The organism is Erythrobacter sp. (assembly GCF_039988855.1).
Lineage (GTDB): Bacteria > Pseudomonadota > Alphaproteobacteria > Sphingomonadales > Sphingomonadaceae > Erythrobacter.
The window spans coordinates 141,869-161,456 of sequence record NZ_JBDXIY010000016.1; the positions used below are offsets into that span (position 1 = coordinate 141,869).

The 19,588-nt window shown below is 56.4% G+C and carries 19 protein-coding genes; 7 read left to right on the top strand and 12 right to left on the bottom strand.

Annotated elements, in window-relative coordinates:
* Nucleotides 1-58 precede the first annotated feature (58 nt).
* The 4 genes from holA to ABJ205_RS08365 form a co-directional block, all read right to left on the bottom strand.
* Complete coding sequence (gene holA / locus ABJ205_RS08350; RefSeq protein WP_348159954.1) at nucleotides 59-1,099, bottom strand: DNA polymerase III subunit delta; 1,041 nt, start codon at nucleotides 1,097-1,099, stop codon at nucleotides 59-61.
* Nucleotides 1,096-1,611, bottom strand: a complete 516-nt coding sequence (gene lptE, locus ABJ205_RS08355) for an LPS assembly lipoprotein LptE (RefSeq protein ID WP_348160003.1) — start codon at nucleotides 1,609-1,611, stop codon at nucleotides 1,096-1,098. Before lptE ends, holA begins: the two co-directional genes overlap by 4 nt.
* Complete coding sequence (gene leuS, locus ABJ205_RS08360) at nucleotides 1,611-4,118, bottom strand: leucine--tRNA ligase (RefSeq protein WP_348159956.1); 2,508 nt, start codon at nucleotides 4,116-4,118, stop codon at nucleotides 1,611-1,613. The genes lptE and leuS overlap by 1 nt, the downstream gene beginning before the upstream one ends.
* A 104-nt stretch (nucleotides 4,119-4,222) precedes the next feature.
* Complete coding sequence (locus ABJ205_RS08365) at nucleotides 4,223-4,633, bottom strand: DUF3576 domain-containing protein (protein WP_348160004.1); 411 nt, start codon at nucleotides 4,631-4,633, stop codon at nucleotides 4,223-4,225.
* 486 nt (nucleotides 4,634-5,119) lie between these two features.
* Here ABJ205_RS08365 and ABJ205_RS08370 point away from each other — a divergent pair, with 486 nt between their 5' ends.
* From ABJ205_RS08370 to ABJ205_RS08395, 6 genes are all read left to right on the top strand, one after another.
* The gene (locus ABJ205_RS08370) at nucleotides 5,120-5,944 is read left to right on the top strand and encodes a hypothetical protein (RefSeq protein ID WP_348159958.1); all 825 of its coding nucleotides are present in this window, start codon (nucleotides 5,120-5,122) and stop codon (nucleotides 5,942-5,944) included.
* A 109-nt stretch (nucleotides 5,945-6,053) separates the two neighbouring features.
* Complete coding sequence (phbB, locus tag ABJ205_RS08375) at nucleotides 6,054-6,776, top strand: acetoacetyl-CoA reductase (protein WP_348159960.1); 723 nt, start codon at nucleotides 6,054-6,056, stop codon at nucleotides 6,774-6,776.
* Between the two features lie 40 nt (nucleotides 6,777-6,816).
* Entirely contained in the window at nucleotides 6,817-7,212 is a 396-nt protein-coding gene (locus tag ABJ205_RS08380) for a RidA family protein (RefSeq protein ID WP_348159962.1), read from the top strand.
* 217 nt (nucleotides 7,213-7,429) lie between these two features.
* Nucleotides 7,430-8,167 carry a PilZ domain-containing protein gene (locus ABJ205_RS08385; protein ID WP_348159963.1) on the top strand — a complete coding sequence of 246 codons (738 nt, stop codon included), beginning with the start codon at nucleotides 7,430-7,432 and terminating at the stop codon, nucleotides 8,165-8,167.
* 56 nt (nucleotides 8,168-8,223) lie between these two features.
* Nucleotides 8,224-8,457, top strand: coding sequence for a ribbon-helix-helix domain-containing protein (locus ABJ205_RS08390; RefSeq protein WP_348159965.1), 234 nt, complete (start codon nucleotides 8,224-8,226; stop codon nucleotides 8,455-8,457).
* Nucleotides 8,430-8,870 (top strand): GNAT family acetyltransferase, encoded by a 441-nt coding sequence (locus tag ABJ205_RS08395; RefSeq protein ID WP_348159967.1) that lies wholly within the window; start codon nucleotides 8,430-8,432, stop codon nucleotides 8,868-8,870. The genes ABJ205_RS08390 and ABJ205_RS08395 overlap by 28 nt, the downstream gene beginning before the upstream one ends.
* 9 nt (nucleotides 8,871-8,879) lie before the next feature.
* On the opposite strand, the gene murA is transcribed toward ABJ205_RS08395, so the two are convergent.
* Nucleotides 8,880-10,163, bottom strand: coding sequence for a UDP-N-acetylglucosamine 1-carboxyvinyltransferase (gene murA, locus ABJ205_RS08400; protein WP_348160006.1), 1,284 nt, complete (start codon nucleotides 10,161-10,163; stop codon nucleotides 8,880-8,882).
* Between the two features lie 139 nt (nucleotides 10,164-10,302).
* On the opposite strand from murA, the gene galU reads away from it, so the two are divergent.
* Nucleotides 10,303-11,181 carry a UTP--glucose-1-phosphate uridylyltransferase GalU gene (gene galU / locus ABJ205_RS08405; protein ID WP_348160008.1) on the top strand — a complete coding sequence of 293 codons (879 nt, stop codon included), beginning with the start codon at nucleotides 10,303-10,305 and terminating at the stop codon, nucleotides 11,179-11,181.
* On the opposite strand, the gene ABJ205_RS08410 is transcribed toward galU, so the two are convergent.
* The 7 genes from ABJ205_RS08410 to ABJ205_RS08440 form a co-directional block, all read right to left on the bottom strand.
* The gene (locus ABJ205_RS08410) at nucleotides 11,178-11,867 is read right to left on the bottom strand and encodes a DUF4259 domain-containing protein (RefSeq protein ID WP_348159969.1); all 690 of its coding nucleotides are present in this window, start codon (nucleotides 11,865-11,867) and stop codon (nucleotides 11,178-11,180) included. The two genes, galU and ABJ205_RS08410, sit on opposite strands and share 4 nt — an antisense overlap.
* A gap of 63 nt (nucleotides 11,868-11,930) precedes the next feature.
* The gene (locus ABJ205_RS08415; protein WP_348160009.1) at nucleotides 11,931-13,679 is read right to left on the bottom strand and encodes a flotillin domain-containing protein; all 1,749 of its coding nucleotides are present in this window, start codon (nucleotides 13,677-13,679) and stop codon (nucleotides 11,931-11,933) included.
* 118 nt (nucleotides 13,680-13,797) lie between these two features.
* Nucleotides 13,798-14,442 (bottom strand): OB-fold-containig protein, encoded by a 645-nt coding sequence (locus tag ABJ205_RS08420; RefSeq protein ID WP_348159971.1) that lies wholly within the window; start codon nucleotides 14,440-14,442, stop codon nucleotides 13,798-13,800.
* 371 nt (nucleotides 14,443-14,813) lie between these two features.
* Nucleotides 14,814-16,103, bottom strand: coding sequence for a cytochrome P450 (locus ABJ205_RS08425; protein ID WP_348159972.1), 1,290 nt, complete (start codon nucleotides 16,101-16,103; stop codon nucleotides 14,814-14,816).
* Between the two features lie 3 nt (nucleotides 16,104-16,106).
* Nucleotides 16,107-17,645 carry an acyl-CoA synthetase gene (locus ABJ205_RS08430; RefSeq protein ID WP_348159974.1) on the bottom strand — a complete coding sequence of 513 codons (1,539 nt, stop codon included), beginning with the start codon at nucleotides 17,643-17,645 and terminating at the stop codon, nucleotides 16,107-16,109.
* Between the two features lie 238 nt (nucleotides 17,646-17,883).
* Nucleotides 17,884-18,633, bottom strand: a complete 750-nt coding sequence (locus tag ABJ205_RS08435) for a M23 family metallopeptidase (RefSeq protein WP_348159976.1) — start codon at nucleotides 18,631-18,633, stop codon at nucleotides 17,884-17,886.
* A 161-nt stretch (nucleotides 18,634-18,794) separates the two neighbouring features.
* Nucleotides 18,795-19,586, bottom strand: a complete 792-nt coding sequence (locus ABJ205_RS08440; protein ID WP_348159977.1) for a ferritin-like domain-containing protein — start codon at nucleotides 19,584-19,586, stop codon at nucleotides 18,795-18,797.
* Between the last annotated feature and the right edge of the window lie 2 nt (nucleotides 19,587-19,588).

Genomic DNA, 19,588 nt, shown 5'->3' on the forward strand with positions numbered 1-19,588 from the left:
AAAGTACGTAAGAGGGGAATTTATTGCAGGTGCGAAAAGTCACACTTGTCCGATATTGCTACCGTTTCGCGGCAAATCTAGCGATTTGCGTAAGATCTTGCGCGAGCAGGAGCTCTGCGGCCTGACTGTTGGAAAGCAAGCTTTGGTGAAGGGCAGTGAGGCGCGGGATAAGCCGATCGAGTTTAACGCGGGGCCAACGGCTAAGCTGTTGACGTATCTCGCGTTCTTCCTTCCAGAAGATGCCGAGCTGGGCTTTTTCACCTCTGCCCAGATTGTCAAAATTCCCCCGCGCACCCAGTTTCGCGGTAATTTGCGTCAACTGTGCCGCGCGCCGCTCAAGCGCCAACAAAAGGCCAACCGGATTGATGCCAAGCTCTTTCATTCGCTTGAGTTCGCTTGGCAACTTCCCAAGCTCTCCGCCAAAAACCGCATTAACTATCGGCCCAAAACCATCATCTTCGGTCGGCGCACCAATTTCTGCAAAATCTTCCGGACTGGCGGTCTTGGGTGTTTGCAAACTCGCGTCCAAATAGAGCGCCAGTTTATCAACCTCGGACTGGGCCAGACGCACATCGAGGCCGCTGGCGCGCGCGATTCGTTCGGCCATATCGCCCCCGAGTCGCAATCCAGCCGCATCTGCCATCACCCTCACCGCGCCTGCGACACTGGGTAGATCAGGCGGATAAAACATGGTGACGAGCGCATCGGCGCGCTTTTCAAGCAATTTGGCGGTGCGTGATTTGTCGGTGGCTGAGGTTGCGACAACCAATACTGGCGCGGCGTCGCCAGCACCCGCATCGCCCGTTTCAATCAAGGCTTTGAGAGCATCATGGGCTTCATCGCCTGTAACACGAGCAAGAATGTGGCGCTTGTCTCCAAAGAGCGAACCCGAACGCGCTTCGTCCCCAAGAAGGGCGGGATCGCGTCTAAGATCGCCGCCAGACATCTCTATTCTTTCGCCTGCTTCAGGGAACGCCGCGATCACCTTATTCGCAGCAGCAGAAGCGCCCGCTTCATCGGGCCCGCAAAAGAAGAAGATCGAAGCCCCAGATGCCGAACGAGGAAGCCCGCGGGCAAACTCGGAATGTTTGGCCTTCATTGGGCGCCAGCGCGCTCACGCTCCCTGAGCGTTAGAGCAACCCGTGTCACCATCCGGCTCGCCACTTCTTGAGCAAGGTTTTCAAGCGCCCTTTGTTCAGCAGCGATGGTCGCATATTCGGATGAGACGACGTCGATACCCGCGTCAGAACCAGCGGTTGCATCAAGCAAGATTTCGCCCGTCGTCAAATCCACCAACTGATAGCGCGAACGAAGAATACGCAGTTCGCGGCTGATCGTGTCATCGTTAAGAACGCCCAATGCCTCAAGCGCATCGTCGAGCCGCACATCCAACCGGTAACGATAGCCGCCTACATCGCCAGCCGCGCCCAAACGCTCGCGAAGGGCATTGCGAACGAGCCAGCCATCGCGGCCCGGTATCGAAGGCACATCAATTGCGGCAAGGCCTTGCGCCACGCCGCTGGACGCGCCGCCCGAATAAAGCGGCTGGAGCCCGCACCCTGACAAAGGGGGTGCAAAGGCAAGAGCCATCAAGAAAACACGAAAGGTCATCATGTGACGATATTAACGAGACGGTCGGGTACGACAATGACTTTGCGAATTTCTGCACCGTCTAGTGAACGCTGAACCTTCTCAGAGGCCAGTGCCATAGCTTCAAGGTCTTCTTTCGATGCGCCTTTGGGTGCGGTGAGAGTATCGCGCAATTTACCCTTGTGTTGGACTGCGATGGTCACCTCATCTTCCACCAGCATGGCCTCGTCATGGACCGGCCATGGGCTATCTGCGATCAGGCCATCTGCGCCCATTTTGGTGTGAGCCTCTTCGGCCAAGTGCGGCATCATGGGGCTGACCATATGGAGCAGCGCGCGGATGGCGAAATTGCGATCCGCAGACGGCTTTGCCTTTTCAGCTGCGCCCGTGAGTTCGTAAATGCGCGCAACCGCTTTATTGAAGGAGAGCGCCTCAATATCGGCGGCCACAGCCACGATGGCTTGGTGCGCGCGGCGCGCCAGATCCTTGTCTTCGCCAGCCGTGCTTTCATCGAACTGATCGAACAGACGCCACAAACGTTGGACAAAGCGATAGCAGCCTTCGATCCCGGCCTCTGACCATGGAAGATCGCGTTCAGGCGGGCTGTCGGACAGCATGAACCAGCGCACAGCATCTGCGCCATAGTCTCGGATGATATTGTCTGGGTCGACGACGTTCTTCTTCGACTTCGACATTTTGATCACGCGGCCTCGCGTCACCTTGTCGCCGCCGTCCAATGCAAAGGCCTTTTCGCCTTCGATCCGAACCTCATCGGGGGAGAGCCAAGCCCCATCACCAGACTGGTAGGTCTCATGCGTGACCATGCCTTGCGTAAACAGCGACGCGAAGGGTTCTTTCACATCGAACTTGCCAATGTGCGCGAGGGCCCGCGTCCAGAACCTTGCGTAGAGCAAGTGCAAAATCGCATGTTCAATCCCGCCGATGTAATGCTCCACCGGCATCCATTTGGCGATTTCTTCTGCGTCAAACGGCTTGTCCGAAGGCTGAGATGCAAAACGCAGGAAATACCACGAAGAGTTGGTGAAAGTGTCGAGTGTATCGGTTTCCCGGCGCGCTTCACCCCCGCATTTGGGGCAGGAAGTGTGCTTCCATGTGGCGTGGCGCTCCAATGGATTGCCGGGGGTCTCAAAATCCACATCGTCGGGCAGAGTGACCGGCAATTGATCCTTGGGAACAGGCACAATCCCGCAAGTGTCGCAGTGGATGAAGGGAATGGGCGTGCCCCAATAGCGTTGGCGCGAAATGCCCCAATCGCGCAGGCGCCAAACGGTCGTGCCCTCGCCCCAGCCGCCATTTTCGGCGCGGGCAATAACATCGGCCTTGGCGTCTTCCACGCTTTTGCTGTTGAGGAAGTCAGAGTTGACGATAACGCCGTCACCGGACTCCGCCTCATTGCCCATAGGCGCATCAGCTTCCGACACATCCTTTGCCACCACGCGGGTGATGGGAAGCTCGTACTTAGTCGCAAATTCAAAGTCGCGTTGGTCATGACCCGGTACGCCCATAACCGCGCCTGTGCCGTAATCCATCAACACAAAGTTCGCGATGAACAGCGGCATCGGCTCCCCTGTGAAGGGGTGCTTGGCCGTGAGATCGGTTCGAAAGCCCAGCTTCTCCGCCGTCTCAAGCGCCGCTGCCGTGGTGCCGCCTTTCTTGCATTCCTCTATGAATGCCGCGACCTTTGGGTCACCCGCAAGCGCCTGCGCGACCGGATGGTCAGCCGCAACCGCCACAAAGCTAGCGCCGAAAATCGTGTCAGGCCGCGTGGTGTAAACCGGCAAGCTTTCCCCGTTTGAAAGCTCAAACGAAAATTCCAGACCGGAGCTCTTGCCGATCCAGTTTTCCTGCATCAGCTTCACCTTCTCAGGCCAATCTTTAAGATCGCCCAACCCATCCAGAAGGTCTTCGGCAAAATCGGTGATCTTCAAGAACCACTGGTCAAGCTTACGCTTTTCGACCTCTGCGCCTGAACGCCAGCCCTTGCCATCGATCACCTGTTCATTGGCGAGCACGGTCATATCCACCGGGTCCCAATTGACCTCAGACGAACGCCGATTAATCAGGCCGGCTTCATACATATCGAGGATGAGCGCTTGTTCATGCCCGTAATATTCCGGGTCACAGGTCGCAAATTCGCGGGTCCAATCGAGCGCAAAGCCAATGCCTTTGAGCTGCGTCTTCATCGCCTCAATATTGGCATAGGTCCATTTGCCGGGATGGACCTTCTTTTCCATCGCCGCGTTTTCCGCAGGCATGCCAAAGGCGTCCCAACCCATCGGGTGGAGCACTTCAAACCCGCGCATTTTCTTATAGCGAGCAAGCACATCGCCCATGGTGTAATTGCGCACGTGGCCCATATGGATGCGCCCTGATGGATAGGGAAACATCTCAAGCACGTAAGACTTGGGCTTATCGCTGTTCGAATCGGCGGTGAACGTGCCTGCCTTTTCCCAGGCGCCCTGCCAGCGCCCATCAGCTTTGGACGGATCGAATCGTGTATCGGTCATGGGAAACTCGCTAACGCGCCCACGAAAGAGCGCAAGGGGCCGCGCACCGCTGCCCCCTGATTAGGTCTACATTGATGGAAAAGGCTCTTAGGAGCCTCACCCCATTATGAGCTCGAAAGAGCTTTGCGGCGAAGATCGCGCGCTTTGGTGAGGATAATATCCTCAAGCTTCTGGATAGTCGCAGCCTGTACTGGCGCATCAACCCAAGTCCCGGTTTGAGAAACCTGACGGTTGGCGGTCACACGAAGAGCATCAGCGCGAAGGTCTTGATCGAGGATCGCGACGGTCACTTTTACACGTTCACTGGTGTTGGATGGGTTCGCGTACCAATCGGTCACGATCAGCCCGCCATTGCTATCCGCAGTTGCAAGCGGGGCAAAGCTCAAGGTCTCAAGCGCACCGCGCCAAAGATAAGCGTTCACGCCAATCGTGTTGATTTGCGCCGCTGCAAGTTCAGTGCGAGGACGCTCAGAGCCGCCGCACGCAGCCAAGCCTGTAATAGCGGCCGCGCCGATTGCGAGTTTCGTGGCTTTGGTAAATGCTTGTTTTGCGCGTGTCACAGCGAATTCATATCCCTCTTAGCGTCTTGCGCATTGCTCTATAACGGGCAGGGCCCTCGCGGCAAGCGCACTTTCACCGACAACTTTCGGCTCTATATGAAGAGGGGCTAAAAATTCGGCCCTTTATGGCACATGAATTGCGCGCAATTACCCTATCTTTTACCCTGTCTTTGGTTGGAAATGGTTGATGGTTTCGCGACCTTGGCTGACGAGTCTGTGTGCTGTTCGCAACAGGTGTAGGGTTAACCGATCGAAACTTTGCAGAAATGATTGCGGGAACCACTGTCATACTTCTAACACTTTGTGTGGACATAAAGACCGAGTCGCTCTTTGTAACCGAGCAAGCGATCCATACGTATCGTCAGTAAAGGTTCAGGAAGATTTTGGTTTAACGCGCTGGGTAAGAGCAGTGCAGGCCATTGGAAGAGTAGTGAAACAGTAGTGAAACAGGGCACGATCAAGACAGCAGGCAAAAAAGGGGGCGAGCACAAGCGCGCCTCTTGGTCGCTGCCATCTTGGCCCGTTCTGGGTATGGCGACTGCTTTAACCCTTGCATTGCCATCAGCAGGGCTCGCCGTTGTCGGCCTTGGTGACAACGAAATTGCGTCCGGCACTTTTGCTTTTGAGCTGTTTACTCCGACCTCGGTTGATCCGGCGTTGGCCGCGCGTGTTGCTGAAAAAGCCCGCGAACGCGGCATTCGCTTTACGCCTCTTGGCACCAATAATTCCAACAATGAGCGCACAGTGACCGTCGCGGTCCGGCTCGACAATGATGTCGCCCGCGCCATATCGGTCCGTTCCGCAATTGATACGGCCCCTGGCACAGGGACGACACTTGCCGCTGTTCAAGCCAACCGCTTTAACCTTGGCACAGCGCGCGGATACACCAGCTTTGCCCGCACGCAGGCTCCGGCAACCGCGCCGTCGGGCCGCACAATCACCGGCAGCGGCCTGCAGGATTTGGGCATGCCCGATCTTGCCCAGTTTGAGCCTGCTCAGCCTACCCGTGTTGATAAACCGAGCCGCCTTCAACCGCGGATTGAACTTGAAGGTGAACGCACCGCTGGCCGTTCGAGCAACACTCTCGATGCCCTGTCTGCGCAAACCGTCGATCTTGGTGGTAGCTTCCGTCTCTCCCCTAATTTTGACGTGACCGCTGGTGTTCGCCTCAGCCAAGAACGTGATCGTCTGGATCGCCTCGATCCACTGACCAATTCAGTCAAAGACAGTCAGGCTGTCTATGTGGGTACACAGATCCGCTTCTGATAAGGGCGTAGAGAAAATCGTACTCAAGACCTCGCTTCGGCGGGGTTTTTTGTTGCCTGACGTTACGGCATAGTTAGTCTTGCCCCTCAACACATTGAGGGGATCCATTATGAGCAAGGTAGCCATCGTTACTGGCGGGACACGCGGAATAGGTGAGGCGATCTGCCAGCGCCTCAATCGCCAAGGCCACACAGTCATCGCCAATTATGGTGGGAATGACGCAGCGGCAACAGCCTTTACTGAGGAAACCGGCATACCTTCTTACAAATGGGATGTTGGAGATCACGAAGCCTGCCTCGAAGGTTGTGCGCGAGTTGCCGCGGATCACGGGCTTGTCGAAATTGTCGTTAACAATGCCGGGATCACCCGCGACGGCACCTTGCACAAGATGAGTTATGACGATTGGCACGATGTGATGCGCGTCAACCTTGGCGGGTGCTTTAACATGGCGAAGGCCACCTTCCCTGGTATGCGCGAGAGAAAATGGGGACGGATCGTCAACATCGGATCAATAAACGGGCAAGCAGGTCAATATGGTCAGGTAAACTATGCCGCCGCCAAGTCCGGCATCCATGGATTCACCAAAGCACTCGCGCAAGAAGGCGCGAAGTTTGGCGTTACCGTCAATGCGATTGCGCCGGGCTATATCGACACCGATATGGTCGCTGCCGTGCCAGAGCCTGTGCTCGAAAAGATCGTCGCCAAAATCCCGGTGGGCCGGCTCGGGGCTGCCGAAGAAATCGCGCGCGGCGTTGCTTTCCTAACTTCCGACAATGGTGCATTTATGACCGGTTCAACCATGAGCATAAATGGCGGACAGCACATGTATTAATCGGCGAAACGCCCTATAAGAAGGCGTTTCGGGGGGACTTATGGAAATTAAAACACACAATCCGACCGAGTGGCTAACCCACTTTGGCCTCAATCACGCGGTTGAGGTGCGCGGCGGCGAACGCACGCTCTATTTGTCAGGGCAAACCTCATCCGATGCTGAAGGAGAGCCGCTTCACGCCGGTGACTTGGTCGCGCAGTTCAAAACCGCCTGGGGCGAGTTGGTGAAGGCGCTGGAAGCAGCGGACATGACGCCAGCCAATCTGGTGCGAATGAATATCTACGTGCTCGACGTGCCCGCCTTTATGGAGGCCGCTGAAGAGATCATGCCGGTCTATGCAGGCTCCGGCGCACAGCTTAGCGCAACCCTTGTTGGGGTGAAGGAATTGTACCACCCCGATATTATGATTGAGCTTGAGGGGACGGCGGTTGCCTAAAGCTCGGCACTTGGTGTTATCACTTTGCCGGGAGCCAGACACGATTTGTGGGCAATACGGTGTGTTACTGGGGTGAGCGGAAGTCCGCACTTTAGGGTTTCCTTAACCCTCTTCCCCTAACTTCTTTTAAGATAAGTTACGAAAGTTTGAACGGCATGGGATATTTTACCGCCCTGCCGCCTATCACACTTTCGCCAACTCTTTGGGAGTGAGCAGGGTGGAACAATCGAGCTCAAAAGACACAGGCCTACAATCTAAAGGCTCACAGGCCAAAGGCTCACAAGCTTCAGGGCCTGAAGATCGTGCATCACAACATCAATCGCATGACCAATCTCAGGGCCAATCAAAGCGCCAGTCACACCGCGCCAGCTTGCTGCTGCGCCGTGCGAAACTGGTGTGCCAGAGCGGCGAATACCTTTGCCTCATTCGTGATGTTTCCGAAAAAGGTATCGGCCTTGGGTTCTTGCACGACGTGCCACCAGAACCGCGTACCTTGGTGCAATTGGCCAATGGTATGACCTATCCGGTTGAGCGGGTTTGGGCCCAATCACGCCAAGCGGGATATCGCTTTGGCTGTACGGTTACTTTGGAAGAGTTCCTTCGCGAAGAAAGCCCCCATCCAGTGCGCCCTTTGCGTTTAAACGTTGAAGGCGAAGCCCGAATCCAGGATGGGCGCGCGGCGATGGAAGCGCGGCTGGTCGACCTTTCATGTGAAGGCGCAAAGGTTGTGAGCAAAGACGATGTTCGCGCGCGCGGCCTCATCAGCTTCGAACTTCCCGGCATGTCACCGCGCTTGGCGCAGGTGCGCTGGAACGAGGGCGAACATTACGGCCTGCAATTCCAGCACCCACTCGAAAGCGAGGAATTGGCCCATTGCGCGATGAGCTTGCAGCCCTTTGGCGATATGCGCAAAAGCCGTTTTGCAAAGCTGCTAGCGAAAGCGCGGGCGGCGTAAGGATCACCTTAAAGAACACTAAGGCGCTTTGCCGCCACCTATGATAGTGGGCGCCAATGACCGTGCCTTATCATCCACCTGTCAAACGCTCGATTGCGATTGAGGGACACCGAACCTCGATCAGCTTGGAGCCTGTGTTTTGGGATATGCTAAAAGCATCCGCAGATGAGGCAGAGATGCCGATAAGCACGCTGGTCGCTGAGATTGATGCAGAGCGGATACAATCGGACACCCCGCCGGGATTGGCGAGCGCGATCAGGGTGTGGTTGATAGCTCGGGCGAACGCGTGATGCGCATCGTTCAATATGAAGATCAACATTTCGCGCAAGTTGACCAATTGTGGAGCGCCGAATTCCCAGATGATCCACCCCGAAATAAAGCCTCCCAAGCGATCCCAAAGAAACTGGCCGAGGCGGATGGATTATTCTGGGTCGCATTGGATGACGATAGCAGTGTCATTGGGACAATTATGGCCGGATGGGATGGGCACCGCGGCTGGCTCTATAGTGTTGCTGTTACACCCGCGAGCAGGCACAATGGAACCGGCACGGCGCTGGTGAATACGGCCCTTGATGCGCTGAAAAAGCACGGCTGCGTCAAGGTCAACTTGCAAATACGCAGCAACAACAGCGCTGTCGTGCAGTTCTACGAGACACTTGGCTTTGCGACAGAGCCAATAGTGAGCATGGGACGTACCCTTTAGCGCTCCTGCTTAATCGTCGACCCGCTCAATGTTCGCGCCCAGCAACTGCAACTTCTCCTCGAGCCGCTCATACCCGCGATCCAAGTGATAGATGCGGCGCACGGTTGTCTCGCCTTCAGCGGCGAGCGCTGCGATGATAAGGCTCATAGATGCGCGAAGGTCGGTTGCCATCACCTCTGCGCCGGTCAAATCCGCTGGACCTTTCACAATGGCGGTGCGCCCTTCGGTGGCAATGTCCGCGCCCATCCGGGTCAACTCTGGCACATGCATGAAACGGTTTTCAAAGATGGTTTCTTTGAGAACACTAGTGCCTTCCGCTTTGGCGACGAGGCTCATCAATTGGGCTTGCATATCTGTGGCAAGACCCGGGAAAGGCGCGGTGGTGAGGTCGGCTGGTTTCAATGGTCCATTGGCGCGGATCGTCACGCCCTTTTTATCCGCCTCAACCTCCACACCAATGGTGCGAAGGGCCGAAAGGGTGGAGATCATGTCTTCCTCGCTTGCCCCTTCCAATCGCACTTCGCCGCCTGTGATGGCTGCGGCACAGGCATAAGAGCCCGCCTCAATGCGGTCGGGCATGACTTTGTAAGTGGCACCGTTCAGCCGCTTAACCCCGTGGATGGTAAGGTCGGACGATCCGATCCCCTCAATCTCTGCGCCCATGGCAACCAGAAGATTGCACAGGTCCACAATCTCAGGCTCACGCGCAGCGCCCGTCAGGCGGCTTGTGCCATTGGCAAGGACGGCTGCCATCAATGCGTTCTCGGTTGCGCCAACAGAGACCACAGGGAAATCAAAGTCGCCGCCCGGAAGCCCCCCTTTAGGAGCGGTTGCTTTGACGTAACCTGCCGTAAGCTCAATTTCGGCACCGAACGCTTCGAGAGCTTTCAAGTGCAGATCAATCGGACGATTCCCGATCGCGCAACCGCCAGGCATCGAAACCGTCGCCTCACCCATGCGCGCAAGCATCGGGCCAAGCACAAGGATCGAGGCGCGCATTTTGCGAACCAGATCATAGGGCGCGACCGTGGATGTCACACGCGCGGCTTGATAGGTGACGATCCGGCCGAAATCTTCGGGGCGATTGTTGCCTTGAATGCTCACCGCCACACCGAACTGGCCCATCAAATGCTGGAACCCGTCAATATCCGCAAGCCGCGGCAAATTGCGCAAGGTCAGTGGCTCTTCGGTTAGAAGCGCACACGGAATAAGCGTCAGCGCCGCATTCTTTGCACCAGAGACCGGAATAGTGCCCGAGAGGCGGTTGCCGCCTTTGATAATCAATTTGTCCATGACACCGAGCCTTAACGAAACCTCGCTAACGCGCAACTGAACGACATCAATCTTCCGCATCATTGACACATCATTGACGGGAGGCTCCTCTCAAGGCACGGTTTTTACCACAATTGCAATGGACCCGAATTCACTCACCATGAGCCAGAAACCGATCAAAAAAGCCGTCTTTCCCGTCGCAGGGATGGGCACACGTTTCCTGCCCGCGACCAAGGCGATCCCTAAAGAGCTTCTGCCGATTGTTGACCGGCCCTTGATCCAATACGCCGTCGACGAAGCGCGCGAGGCCGGGATCGAGCAGATGATCTTTGTGACAGGCCGCGGCAAAAGCGCGATTGTCGAGCATTTCGATGTCGCCTATGAGCTTGAGACCACGATGAGCGAGCGGGGCAAAGACCTCTCAGTGCTCAATTCCACCAGAGCAACGCCGGGCGATATCATCACTGTGCGTCAGCAAGTGCCGATGGGCCTAGGCCATGCGATCTGGTGCGCGCGCGCGATTGTGGGCGATGAACCTTTCGCGATCTTCCTGCCCGATGAGCTGATGATCGGCAAAAAGGGCGGCACCGGCTGTATGAAGCAGATGGTCGATGCCTACGAACAAACCGGCGGCAATCTGATCAGCGTGCTCGAAGTGCCGATGGAGGAGGTCTCCAGCTACGGCGTGATCGCACCGGGCGCGGAAAATGGTTCTCTTACCGAAGTCACTGGCCTCGTTGAAAAGCCGCCAGTTGCCGAGGCTCCGTCCAACAAAATCGTCTCAGGCCGCTATATCCTGCAACCCGAAGTGATGCGCACCCTTGAGACGCAAGGCAAAGGCGCAGGCGGCGAGATCCAATTGACCGACGCCATGGCCAAGATGATCGGCGACCAGCCGTTCCACGCGGTGACATTCGATGGCAATCGCTATGACTGCGGCAGCAAGCTTGGCTTTGTCGAGGCGACTTTGGCGCTGGCGCTGGAGCGCGAAGATATGGGCGCGGATGTAAGAGCGATGGCCAAGAAGCTTTTGGGCTAGTCCTCAAGCGTCGGCCTTGCGTCGAGCACCTCGAAGATTGTGTCGTCCTCGCCGACGTCTTCGGGATGCATTGAGAAGGGACGCATTCGATAACGGTGGTGTAATGCGCGATTAAGGCAATCCAGGTGCGCCCATGCTGAAAAGCCGATGGCGCTGCTTTGTCCATCGTTGATTTTGGCGTCGACGCTGGCAAACTCCGCATCGCTGAGGGGTGTATTGCAGAAGCAGCACAAGGTCTGCTTGAACCATTCTTCTTCGTAAAATGGCTTTTTCTTCGGAGTAGGTCCCGGTGGAACATGCGAAGCGCGGCGATTGAGCCTGCCAATCAACTCATGAACTGCATCGACAAATTCGCTCGGATCCCCTTCAGACCATAGTCCGAGCAGCTCCCCCCGTTCGAGGACGGCAGCGAGGTGATCGCGCGCGTGCAAGTAAAGCGACTGGCTTGGTCTTCCGAAGCCTGTGACCTGTTCGGCCAAGGCATCTGGCAAATGAGGAGAAGGGAAGCCCCTCATCGCGGCAACGCATTCGGCAACCACGATTATCCGGCAGCCAAGTTCCGCATCGATATCGTGCTCGGGGCTTTCGAGTGTAAGCGGACCAAGCAGGTCTTCAGGCGAGGTGATCTCGCCCGCGAAGTCCATCGCATCGTCATTGTCGAATGATCCAGGCCCCCACGCGCCCATAACAAAACCTCCCAGTCAGCATTTGGCTAACTGGGAGGCGTTGAAATATGATGAATCTACGGCTTACTCAGCCGCTTCACCGTGGCTGTCATTGCCTAGCTTTTCTTCAGCCTCTTGCACCTGCTCGGCGACATCGCTCATGATCTCAGCCAAGGATGCGTCATTGGCAGGAGCAATCTCATCCGCCGCTCCGGCTGCAAGGCTGCCGAGCGAAGACCCATCAAGGCCAAGCTCTTTCATCAGCCCGTCAAGCACAGGGGCCTGTGCGCGGTAGGCAAGAGCTGCGGAGACCGCGTCACTTGCCAAGTTTCCCGAGCCACCGCCGGCACCGCCTGCTGCAGGGGCACCCGTTGAACCGCCGCCATTTTGGGTAAGCCCATCGACCTGAACGATCTTGATCGAGTCGATTGCCTCCAACGGCTTGGCGCTCTCTTTGATGACCTCTGGGAGGACTTTGAGCAGAGCCAATTTTGTCTGAAGGCTGATCTGATCCATCGAAAGGATGTTTGCCGCCTCGTTGACCGCTTGTTGACCAGCGGCCTCAACCTCAAAGCGCACACGGTCCGCTTCGGCGCGAAGGATTTCGGCATCCGCCTCACCCTTTGCCTCAAGCCGTGACGCCTCAGCGCGGTTGGTGGCTGCGTCTTTTTCCGCTTCTGCCTCAACCTTAATCGCAATCGCATCGCGTTCAGCAACCTTGGCCGCTTCGATCAGCTCGATCTTCTTCTGACGTTCGGCAACCTCGCTTTCGCGGCTGGTTGTGACTTGCTCTTCAGCGGCCACAGCAAGCGCGCGAGCATTATCCGCCTCGGCCTTCGCCTGGCTTTCCTCGCGGGACTTGTTCTGCACCTCGATCTGCTGCTCTTGGCGAGCAATTTCGAGCGCCCTCGTCTGATCAATCCGGGCCTCTTCAACCAAGCGATCTGCCTCGATCTGCTGCGCGTCGACCTGCTTCTTCGCCTCAATCTTGGCCGCGTCCGCTTCGCGCTGCCGCTCAGCCTGCTCGCGGGCAATTTCCGCCATCTGGGCCGCACGGCGCACTTCAACTTCGCGCTCTTGAGAAAGCCGTGCGTATTCCTGATCGCGTCCAATCTCGAAAGATTTGGTATCCGCCTCAAGATTCTTCGTCTCCATCTGGACGCGCGTGTCTTGCTCAATATCGTTGCGCAGTTTTTTGCGCGCTTCGATCTGTTCGGTGAGCTTTGTGAGACCTTCGGCGTCAAAGGCGTTGTTGGCGTTGAAATGCTCAATGCTGGTCTGGTCGAGCCCGGTGAGCGAGACCGATTCCAGTTCGAGCCCGTTCATCGCAAGGTCGTTGGAGGACACTTGCTGCACTTTTTGCACAAAGTCTGCGCGTTGTTCGTGCAATTCGTTCATGCTCATGCCAGCTGCCACGGAGCGCAGCGCATCGACGAACTTACCTTCGACGAGATCTTTGAGCATTTCCGGTTGCATCGTGCGCTGACCAAGGGTCTGCGCTGCCATGCCAATCGCACCTGCATCGGGGCGCACGCGGACGTAAAATTCCGCTTTCACGTCGATTCGCAAACGGTCGAGTGTGATCAGAGCTTCGGCATTATTGCGCACAACTGGCAGCACCAGAGTGTTCATATTAACCGGCATAGTCTCGTGAAGGACAGGCAGCACCAATGCGCCTCCGTTCATCACGACTTTCTCACCTCCAACACCGGTTCGCACAAACGCGATCTCTTTCGAGGCTCTGCGATAGAGCGAGGTCAGTGCAACAACGATGATTACTAAGAGCACAAAGCCCAAGCCGACAATGATAGCTAGATCGATCAGGTTTTCGATATTTCCCTCCTGCTGTGTGATGCGCGCGCCTCAGCTTTTCGGGGAGCTGAGCGTTTGCGCGTTTTGATATGTTGTGACTCGGAGCAATCTCAGAGTCCACTGGCTGATTGAGATGACCTCAAAGAGACAGCATTGGGTTTTCATACTGGACGCCGAAGAATGTCTCTCCTTCGCGTCGAACCAGCATGACGGTTTCGCCTTGTTCAAGCGTCGCCTCTGGATCGTTTGGCTCGACCATCACGAAATGTGGGTGGCCATGCCGGTCGATCACTTTTGAGCGCGCAGGTGAACCTGCGGTTGCGCTCCCCATCTGGATTTCGGCATCGCGGCGCACAAGGCTATCGAGCCCCACCGCGCTGGTTTCATCCTGCGGCAAAAGCCGAGCAAGGGGCCGTGTTAGCATGCCCGTCACCGGAAGCGCTGCGGCTCCTGCTGCGATGGCGGCAAGCCATGCTGGAAGCGGTGCCCCCACAGCGCTGACAAGCGTTTGCTGGCCAAACCACCCGATCACCGTAAAGGCGAATAGGAGCACCGAAAGCCAGATTAGAAATGGCACTCGGCCAATGCCAAAGACACTTAAGAGCGCAGCGCCAAAACCGCTGGCCGCTGTCGGATCGGCAAGCTCATAATCGACATCTAGGTCGATATCGGCATCCGCACCTTCAAAAATATCGCCCATGCCAATGACTTGAGCAAGAGCGATAAACACCAGAAGTATCGCAGCCCCCGCAAAAGGCAGGTTATGGGCTTCTAATAGGGTCATACATTCACCTCCTTTCATAAAGGGAGGCGGTTTTTACGAATTCGCAGTCAAATGACATATTGCCCGTAAAAACGCCTCCGACTTCACAAAAAGCGGCGCGCTTCCAATTGCATCCCATGAATGCTGTCTTAACAGATGTTGCCTGTAAAGAACAGTAAAATCGGATCTGTTGTTTCAATAATTCACGCTCCGAAAAGATATTGCGCTTCATATATTGAATTGTTGCACATACATCCCCACATAAGAACTTTGATTACGCGATAGGTCGCTGAAATTTCCCACAGATGCCTGAAACACCTGATGTTGGAGAGCTTCTTCAATACTCCCGCTCGGCTGTATTTTATCAACTAACCCTTTCAGGCAGCGCCCACTCAGGCCGGCGTGATGCGCAAGGGCAGCGTCTTTAGTCCGCCAACAAAGGTGGAGTTCGAACGCTTAGCCTCGCCCGCTGGCTCAATGCTCTCGATCCGATCAAGCAACGCCTCGAACAATATGCGCATCTCAAGCCGCGCCAGATGGAGGCCCAAACATTGGTGCGCCCCTGCGCCAAAGGCGAGGTGGCGATTGGGCGTGCGGGCAGCATCGAATTTGCTAGGGTTCTCGAACTGCGCGGGGTCATGATTGGCCGCAACATAGTTGATCATCATCCAATCGCCCGCCTTAATCTGTTGCCCGCCTATCTCAACATCTTCTGCGGCCGTGCGCATGAAGTGTTGCACAGGGCTGGTCCAACGGATCGCCTCTTCGACAATGCCGGGAAGGAGCGAGCGGTCCGCTTTGACCCGCGCAAACTGCTCTGGATCATTTGCAAGCGCCATCATCGCCCCCGCAGTCGAGGCGCTGGTGGTGTCGTGCCCGGCAGTGGCGACAATGATGTAATAGCCCGCCAGATCGCGCGGCGGCAGCGGCTTCCCATCGACCAGCGCATTGGCGATAACGCTAGCGACATCATCGGTGGGGTTTGCACGGCGCTCCTCAGCCAAAGCCGCGAAGTAGTCTTCAAAGCTCTTGACCGCGACAGAGACCAGCTGGAGCACTTGTTCAGGCGTCATATTGTCCATGCCGCTGCCTGAAAGATCGGCATCTTGGCCGCCGAACATCTGCTGGGTCAACATCATCATGCGGGGTTCGTCTTCCTCAGGCACGCCAAGGATCTGCATCACAACATGCAAAGGATAAGGTCCCGACACCTCTTTCACGAAATCGACTTCGGGACCTGCTTCAACCATCCTATCCACGGTGCGATGCGCCAGATCGCGGATCTCCGCCTCGATCTTGGTCAGATTGCGCGGCATGAACCAATCCATGGTGAGCTTGCGATATTTGGGGTGAACCGGCGCATCGAAAACCACAAGGCTATCGACTAGCATGTTTGATCCCGTCACAGCCTGCGAGAACGCCGTCGCCTCCCGCGTTGAGAACACTACGGGCTTTGGATTGTTGAGGAAGACCTCATTGTCCTTCGAAATCCGCATCGCGTCTTCGTATCGCGTGATCAGCCAGAATGGTTCAAACTTGTCATTTTCTGCGACAACCTTGGCGACAGGCATCTCTTCGCGAAGGCGGGCGAATGTGCCTAGCAGGCTGTTCCATTCGGCATAGCTTTCAGGCGCGATGACTTGGCGGGCGATGGCCTCTGGCAAGACGGCTGGCTGGTTCATGGCTTACCCTTCCGCTTTCGCCGCATACTCATCACGCAGCTCGCGCTTGTAGAGCTTGCCATTGGCCTCACGCGGAAGCTCTGGACGGAAATCGAACTGTTTGGGCATTTTGATGCGGGCCAGATTGGGCGCAAGGAAATCGCGAAGCTCGGCCTCCAAACCATCGCCAGCATCATCCATCGTCATAGGCTGCACCACTGCGATCACTTTCTCGCCCAGCTCGGGGCACGGTGCGCCAATGACGGCTGCGTCCATGATTTTGTCATGGGTGACCAGCAGGTTCTCGATTTCCTGAGGATATATGTTCACCCCGCCTGAGATAATCATGTGGCTCTTACGATCGGTAAGGAAGAGGTAGCCTGCATCATTCACATGCCCGATATCACCAAGGGTCATCCAGCCCTTAGGGTGCATCGCCTCTTTCGTCTTATCTGGGTCTTTGTGATAAGTAGGCAGGATGTCGTTCTCGAAATAAATCAGGCCATCGGTGTTTGCGGGCACCTCTTCACCATCAGGGCCGCAGATGTGAAGCTTGCCATGGATCGCTGTGCCGACAGTGCCCGGATGCTCCAGCCATGCTTGCGACTTAACAAGCGTCATTCCAATGCCTTCGGACCCCGCGTAATATTCGTTGATGATGGGGCCCCACCAATCGATCATTTCGTGCTTGATCGGGACCGGGCAAGGGGCGGCCGCGTGTAAAGCGCGCTTGTGGCTGGACAAGTCATAGCCAGAGCGCGCCTCAGGATCGAGTTTCAGAAAGCGAACAAAATGGGTGGGGACCCATTGGCTATCTGTCACTTTGTATTTCTCAATCGCGGCCAGTGCGTCTTCGGGATCGAACTTTTCCATCACGACAATAGTGCCGCCCAAACGTTGCGCCGTAGACGCCCAGCCAATCGGAGCCGCATGGTACAGCGGGGCCGGACAGAGATAGACCATTGAACCATCCGCTGGCATCCCTGCACCCATAGTCGCAAGTCCCATCAACGGAATGGGTGCTTGAATGTCAGGCTCTGGCGGCGGCGGGGGTCGCACGCCTTTTGGGCGGCCTGTTGTGCCCGAGGAATAGAGCATCACTCGCCCCGGTGTGGGGTTCGCGACCGGGCCAGCCGATTGCGCGGCAAGCGCGGCGGCAAAATCATCATCGCCTCCGCTATCAGCAACCAGAATCTCAAGATCCGGCAATTCGGCTCGAATACCCTCAACAACATCAGCATAAGCCGGCGAAGTGATGAGCAACTTCGCCTCGGCATCGCGCAAGATATAGGAGATTTCAGGCGCGGTCAGACGAGTGGAGACTGGTACCAGCATCGCACCGCAACGCTGCGAACCCCAGATCAGCGTGAAATACTCCATCCGGTTTTCAAGCAGAACGCCAAACGCATCCGCTTCTCCGAAACCCCGATCCCGCAAAAGGTGCACGAAACGGTTTGCAGCCTCGTCCATTTGCTTGAAAGTCATCTGCTTACCGCTCCCAGCCATAATGACAGCCGGGTGATCGGGGCGCGAGGCCGCATGGGCGATCGGGTGCAAACTCATATCTCTCTCCATTACAGTCGCACATCCCCAACTGGGCAGGCGCAAACAGTCTCTAGGAGCAACCTAACGCGGGTTTCCCGCTGCTCAAGTCAATTCGTGGAGTGTGTGTGAGTTGAGCAAAAAAATAGGCGACGGGATAACCCGCCGCCCAATCTCGGACACCCTCTCCAATGTCCGACCCGCTCATTGGCGGGTAGCTCTTGCCCGCGCAAACGGGGTTAAACTCAAATTGCGAGGATTACTCGCCGCCAGCTCCAACCCGGCGCCGTCCTTCAAGCAATGTCCGATCAGTTTCGGTCTGCTGGGTTTCGGCAAGCCTGGCTGGCTCTCTTTCGGCCACCATATAGTGAATTGGGTCTACTGCAACCCCATCAACGCGCACCTCGTAGTGAAGGTGCGGGCCAGTCGACCAACCAGTCGAACCGACGTAACCAATCACTTCGCCCTTTTCCACGGGCTCGCCAGCAGAAACGGCAAGACGTGACAAATGAGCATAGCGGGTTTCAAGATCCGCGCCGTGGTCGATTTTGATATAAAGGCCGTAACCACGTCCCCAACGCGCCAAACCCACGATACCATCAGCAGCAGCATAAACAGGTGTGCCCGTTGGCGCCGCGAGATCAACACCTTTGTGCATGCGGCGTCCGCCACGAACTGGGTGATTGCGTAGGCCAAATTTGCTGGTCATGCGCGCGCCGTTCACTGGGGTTAGTGAGGGAACAGAAACTGTAGGACGCTCAAAAACAGAGATTGGTTCGTTTTCTTGAGGAGATTTTACACTGTCGAGCGCAGTCCAACTCGCAAACAATTCACGGAAACGTTCGTCGCCATTGGCGAGCGTGTCTGCCTGAGCTTCACGAACCGGCGCGGTGATATCAGCAGCTGTGTTCGCGGAGGAATTTGCATGAGCGGCGGGGCTCACAAAGAGCATTGCAGCGGCGCATAATGCGGCGGCTGCTTTTGAAATGGGACGCCAAAGCGTGCTCATACTGACCCGGTCCTATCCGACGCGTTTAACGCCACTCACATTTTTCAACCACACCATTGTTTTGTTCTGAAAGAGGCGGAAAACCTCAGTAAGTGTGGTTAATGTTTCAGAATCATCTCCTTGACCCGAAACTTGTAACAAACAGTTATCGGCGTGATTCGTTAAACCGCAATGTCTTCGTAGAAACCCCGCGACAAACCGGCAGCAAGACGGGCTGAGTCGTTGAACGGTGGCTTAACAGGCCCTCTGAAATACTTGCGAACGAGGGATTTCCAGGCGGATTCGGGCTCTTCATCGCAATCTGCGACCACTTTCAAAAAGTGCTTGGTCCCAAAACCGACATGCCGAATTTCATCGTCAAGAATGCGCGCTAAGATACGTGCACCATGTTCATCGCCAGCAGTTCGGACCCGCTCTAGAGTGGCCGGGGTTACATCCAACCCGCGCGCTTCCAAGACCATCGGAACCACCGCCAACCTTGCCGCTACATCGTGGCGCGTATCATGGGCCGCTTCCCAAAGCCCCCCATGAGCCGGCAGAGCGCCATAATGGCTGCCCATGCTTTCCAGCTTTCGTGCCAGCAAGGCAAAGTGCATGGCTTCATCGGCGGCGACATAGAGAAAGTCGGAGACGAACTCTTCCCCCATCTCCCCGCCAAAGCGGCCCGCCATATCAAGCGCCAGATCAATCGCGACGAATTCAATATGAGCAAGGCTATGCCACAAGGCGATCCGGCCGCGCTCTGACCCAAACTTGCCGCGTTTAGGCATTTTATTGGGCGCAAGAAGCTTGGGGCGATCTGGCCACGCTGGTTCTTCAGGCATCGTTTCGTCGAAGGTAAAGGCAAGCTCGCCTTTACGCCAACGCCGCGCGACATCGCGCGCAGCAAAACACTTGGCGCGCGGGTCCCCTGTCAAAAGGGCTGCACGAATGGCAGATGAAACAGATTGCATAA

Excerpts from the sequence above, each read along its gene's own strand:
- ABJ205_RS08430 (WP_348159974.1), bottom strand. The coding sequence starts at position 17,645 with ATGAGTTTGCACCCGATCGCCCATGCGGCCTCGCGCCCCGATCACCCG.
- phbB (WP_348159960.1), top strand. The coding sequence starts at position 6,054 with ATGAGCAAGGTAGCCATCGTTACTGGCGGGACACGCGGAATAGGTGAG.
- leuS (WP_348159956.1), bottom strand. The coding sequence starts at position 4,118 with ATGACCGATACACGATTCGATCCGTCCAAAGCTGATGGGCGCTGGCAG.
- galU (WP_348160008.1), top strand. The coding sequence starts at position 10,303 with ATGAGCCAGAAACCGATCAAAAAAGCCGTCTTTCCCGTCGCAGGGATG.
- murA (WP_348160006.1), bottom strand. The coding sequence starts at position 10,163 with ATGGACAAATTGATTATCAAAGGCGGCAACCGCCTCTCGGGCACTATT.
- ABJ205_RS08425 (WP_348159972.1), bottom strand. The coding sequence starts at position 16,103 with ATGAACCAGCCAGCCGTCTTGCCAGAGGCCATCGCCCGCCAAGTCATC.
- lptE (WP_348160003.1), bottom strand. The coding sequence starts at position 1,611 with ATGACCTTTCGTGTTTTCTTGATGGCTCTTGCCTTTGCACCCCCTTTG.
- ABJ205_RS08390 (WP_348159965.1), top strand. The coding sequence starts at position 8,224 with ATGACCGTGCCTTATCATCCACCTGTCAAACGCTCGATTGCGATTGAG.
- ABJ205_RS08440 (WP_348159977.1), bottom strand. The coding sequence starts at position 19,586 with ATGCAATCTGTTTCATCTGCCATTCGTGCAGCCCTTTTGACAGGGGAC.
- ABJ205_RS08380 (WP_348159962.1), top strand. The coding sequence starts at position 6,817 with ATGGAAATTAAAACACACAATCCGACCGAGTGGCTAACCCACTTTGGC.
- ABJ205_RS08420 (WP_348159971.1), bottom strand. The coding sequence starts at position 14,442 with ATGACCCTATTAGAAGCCCATAACCTGCCTTTTGCGGGGGCTGCGATA.
- holA (WP_348159954.1), bottom strand. The coding sequence starts at position 1,099 with ATGAAGGCCAAACATTCCGAGTTTGCCCGCGGGCTTCCTCGTTCGGCA.
- ABJ205_RS08410 (WP_348159969.1), bottom strand. The coding sequence starts at position 11,867 with ATGGGCGCGTGGGGGCCTGGATCATTCGACAATGACGATGCGATGGAC.
- ABJ205_RS08435 (WP_348159976.1), bottom strand. The coding sequence starts at position 18,633 with ATGAGCACGCTTTGGCGTCCCATTTCAAAAGCAGCCGCCGCATTATGC.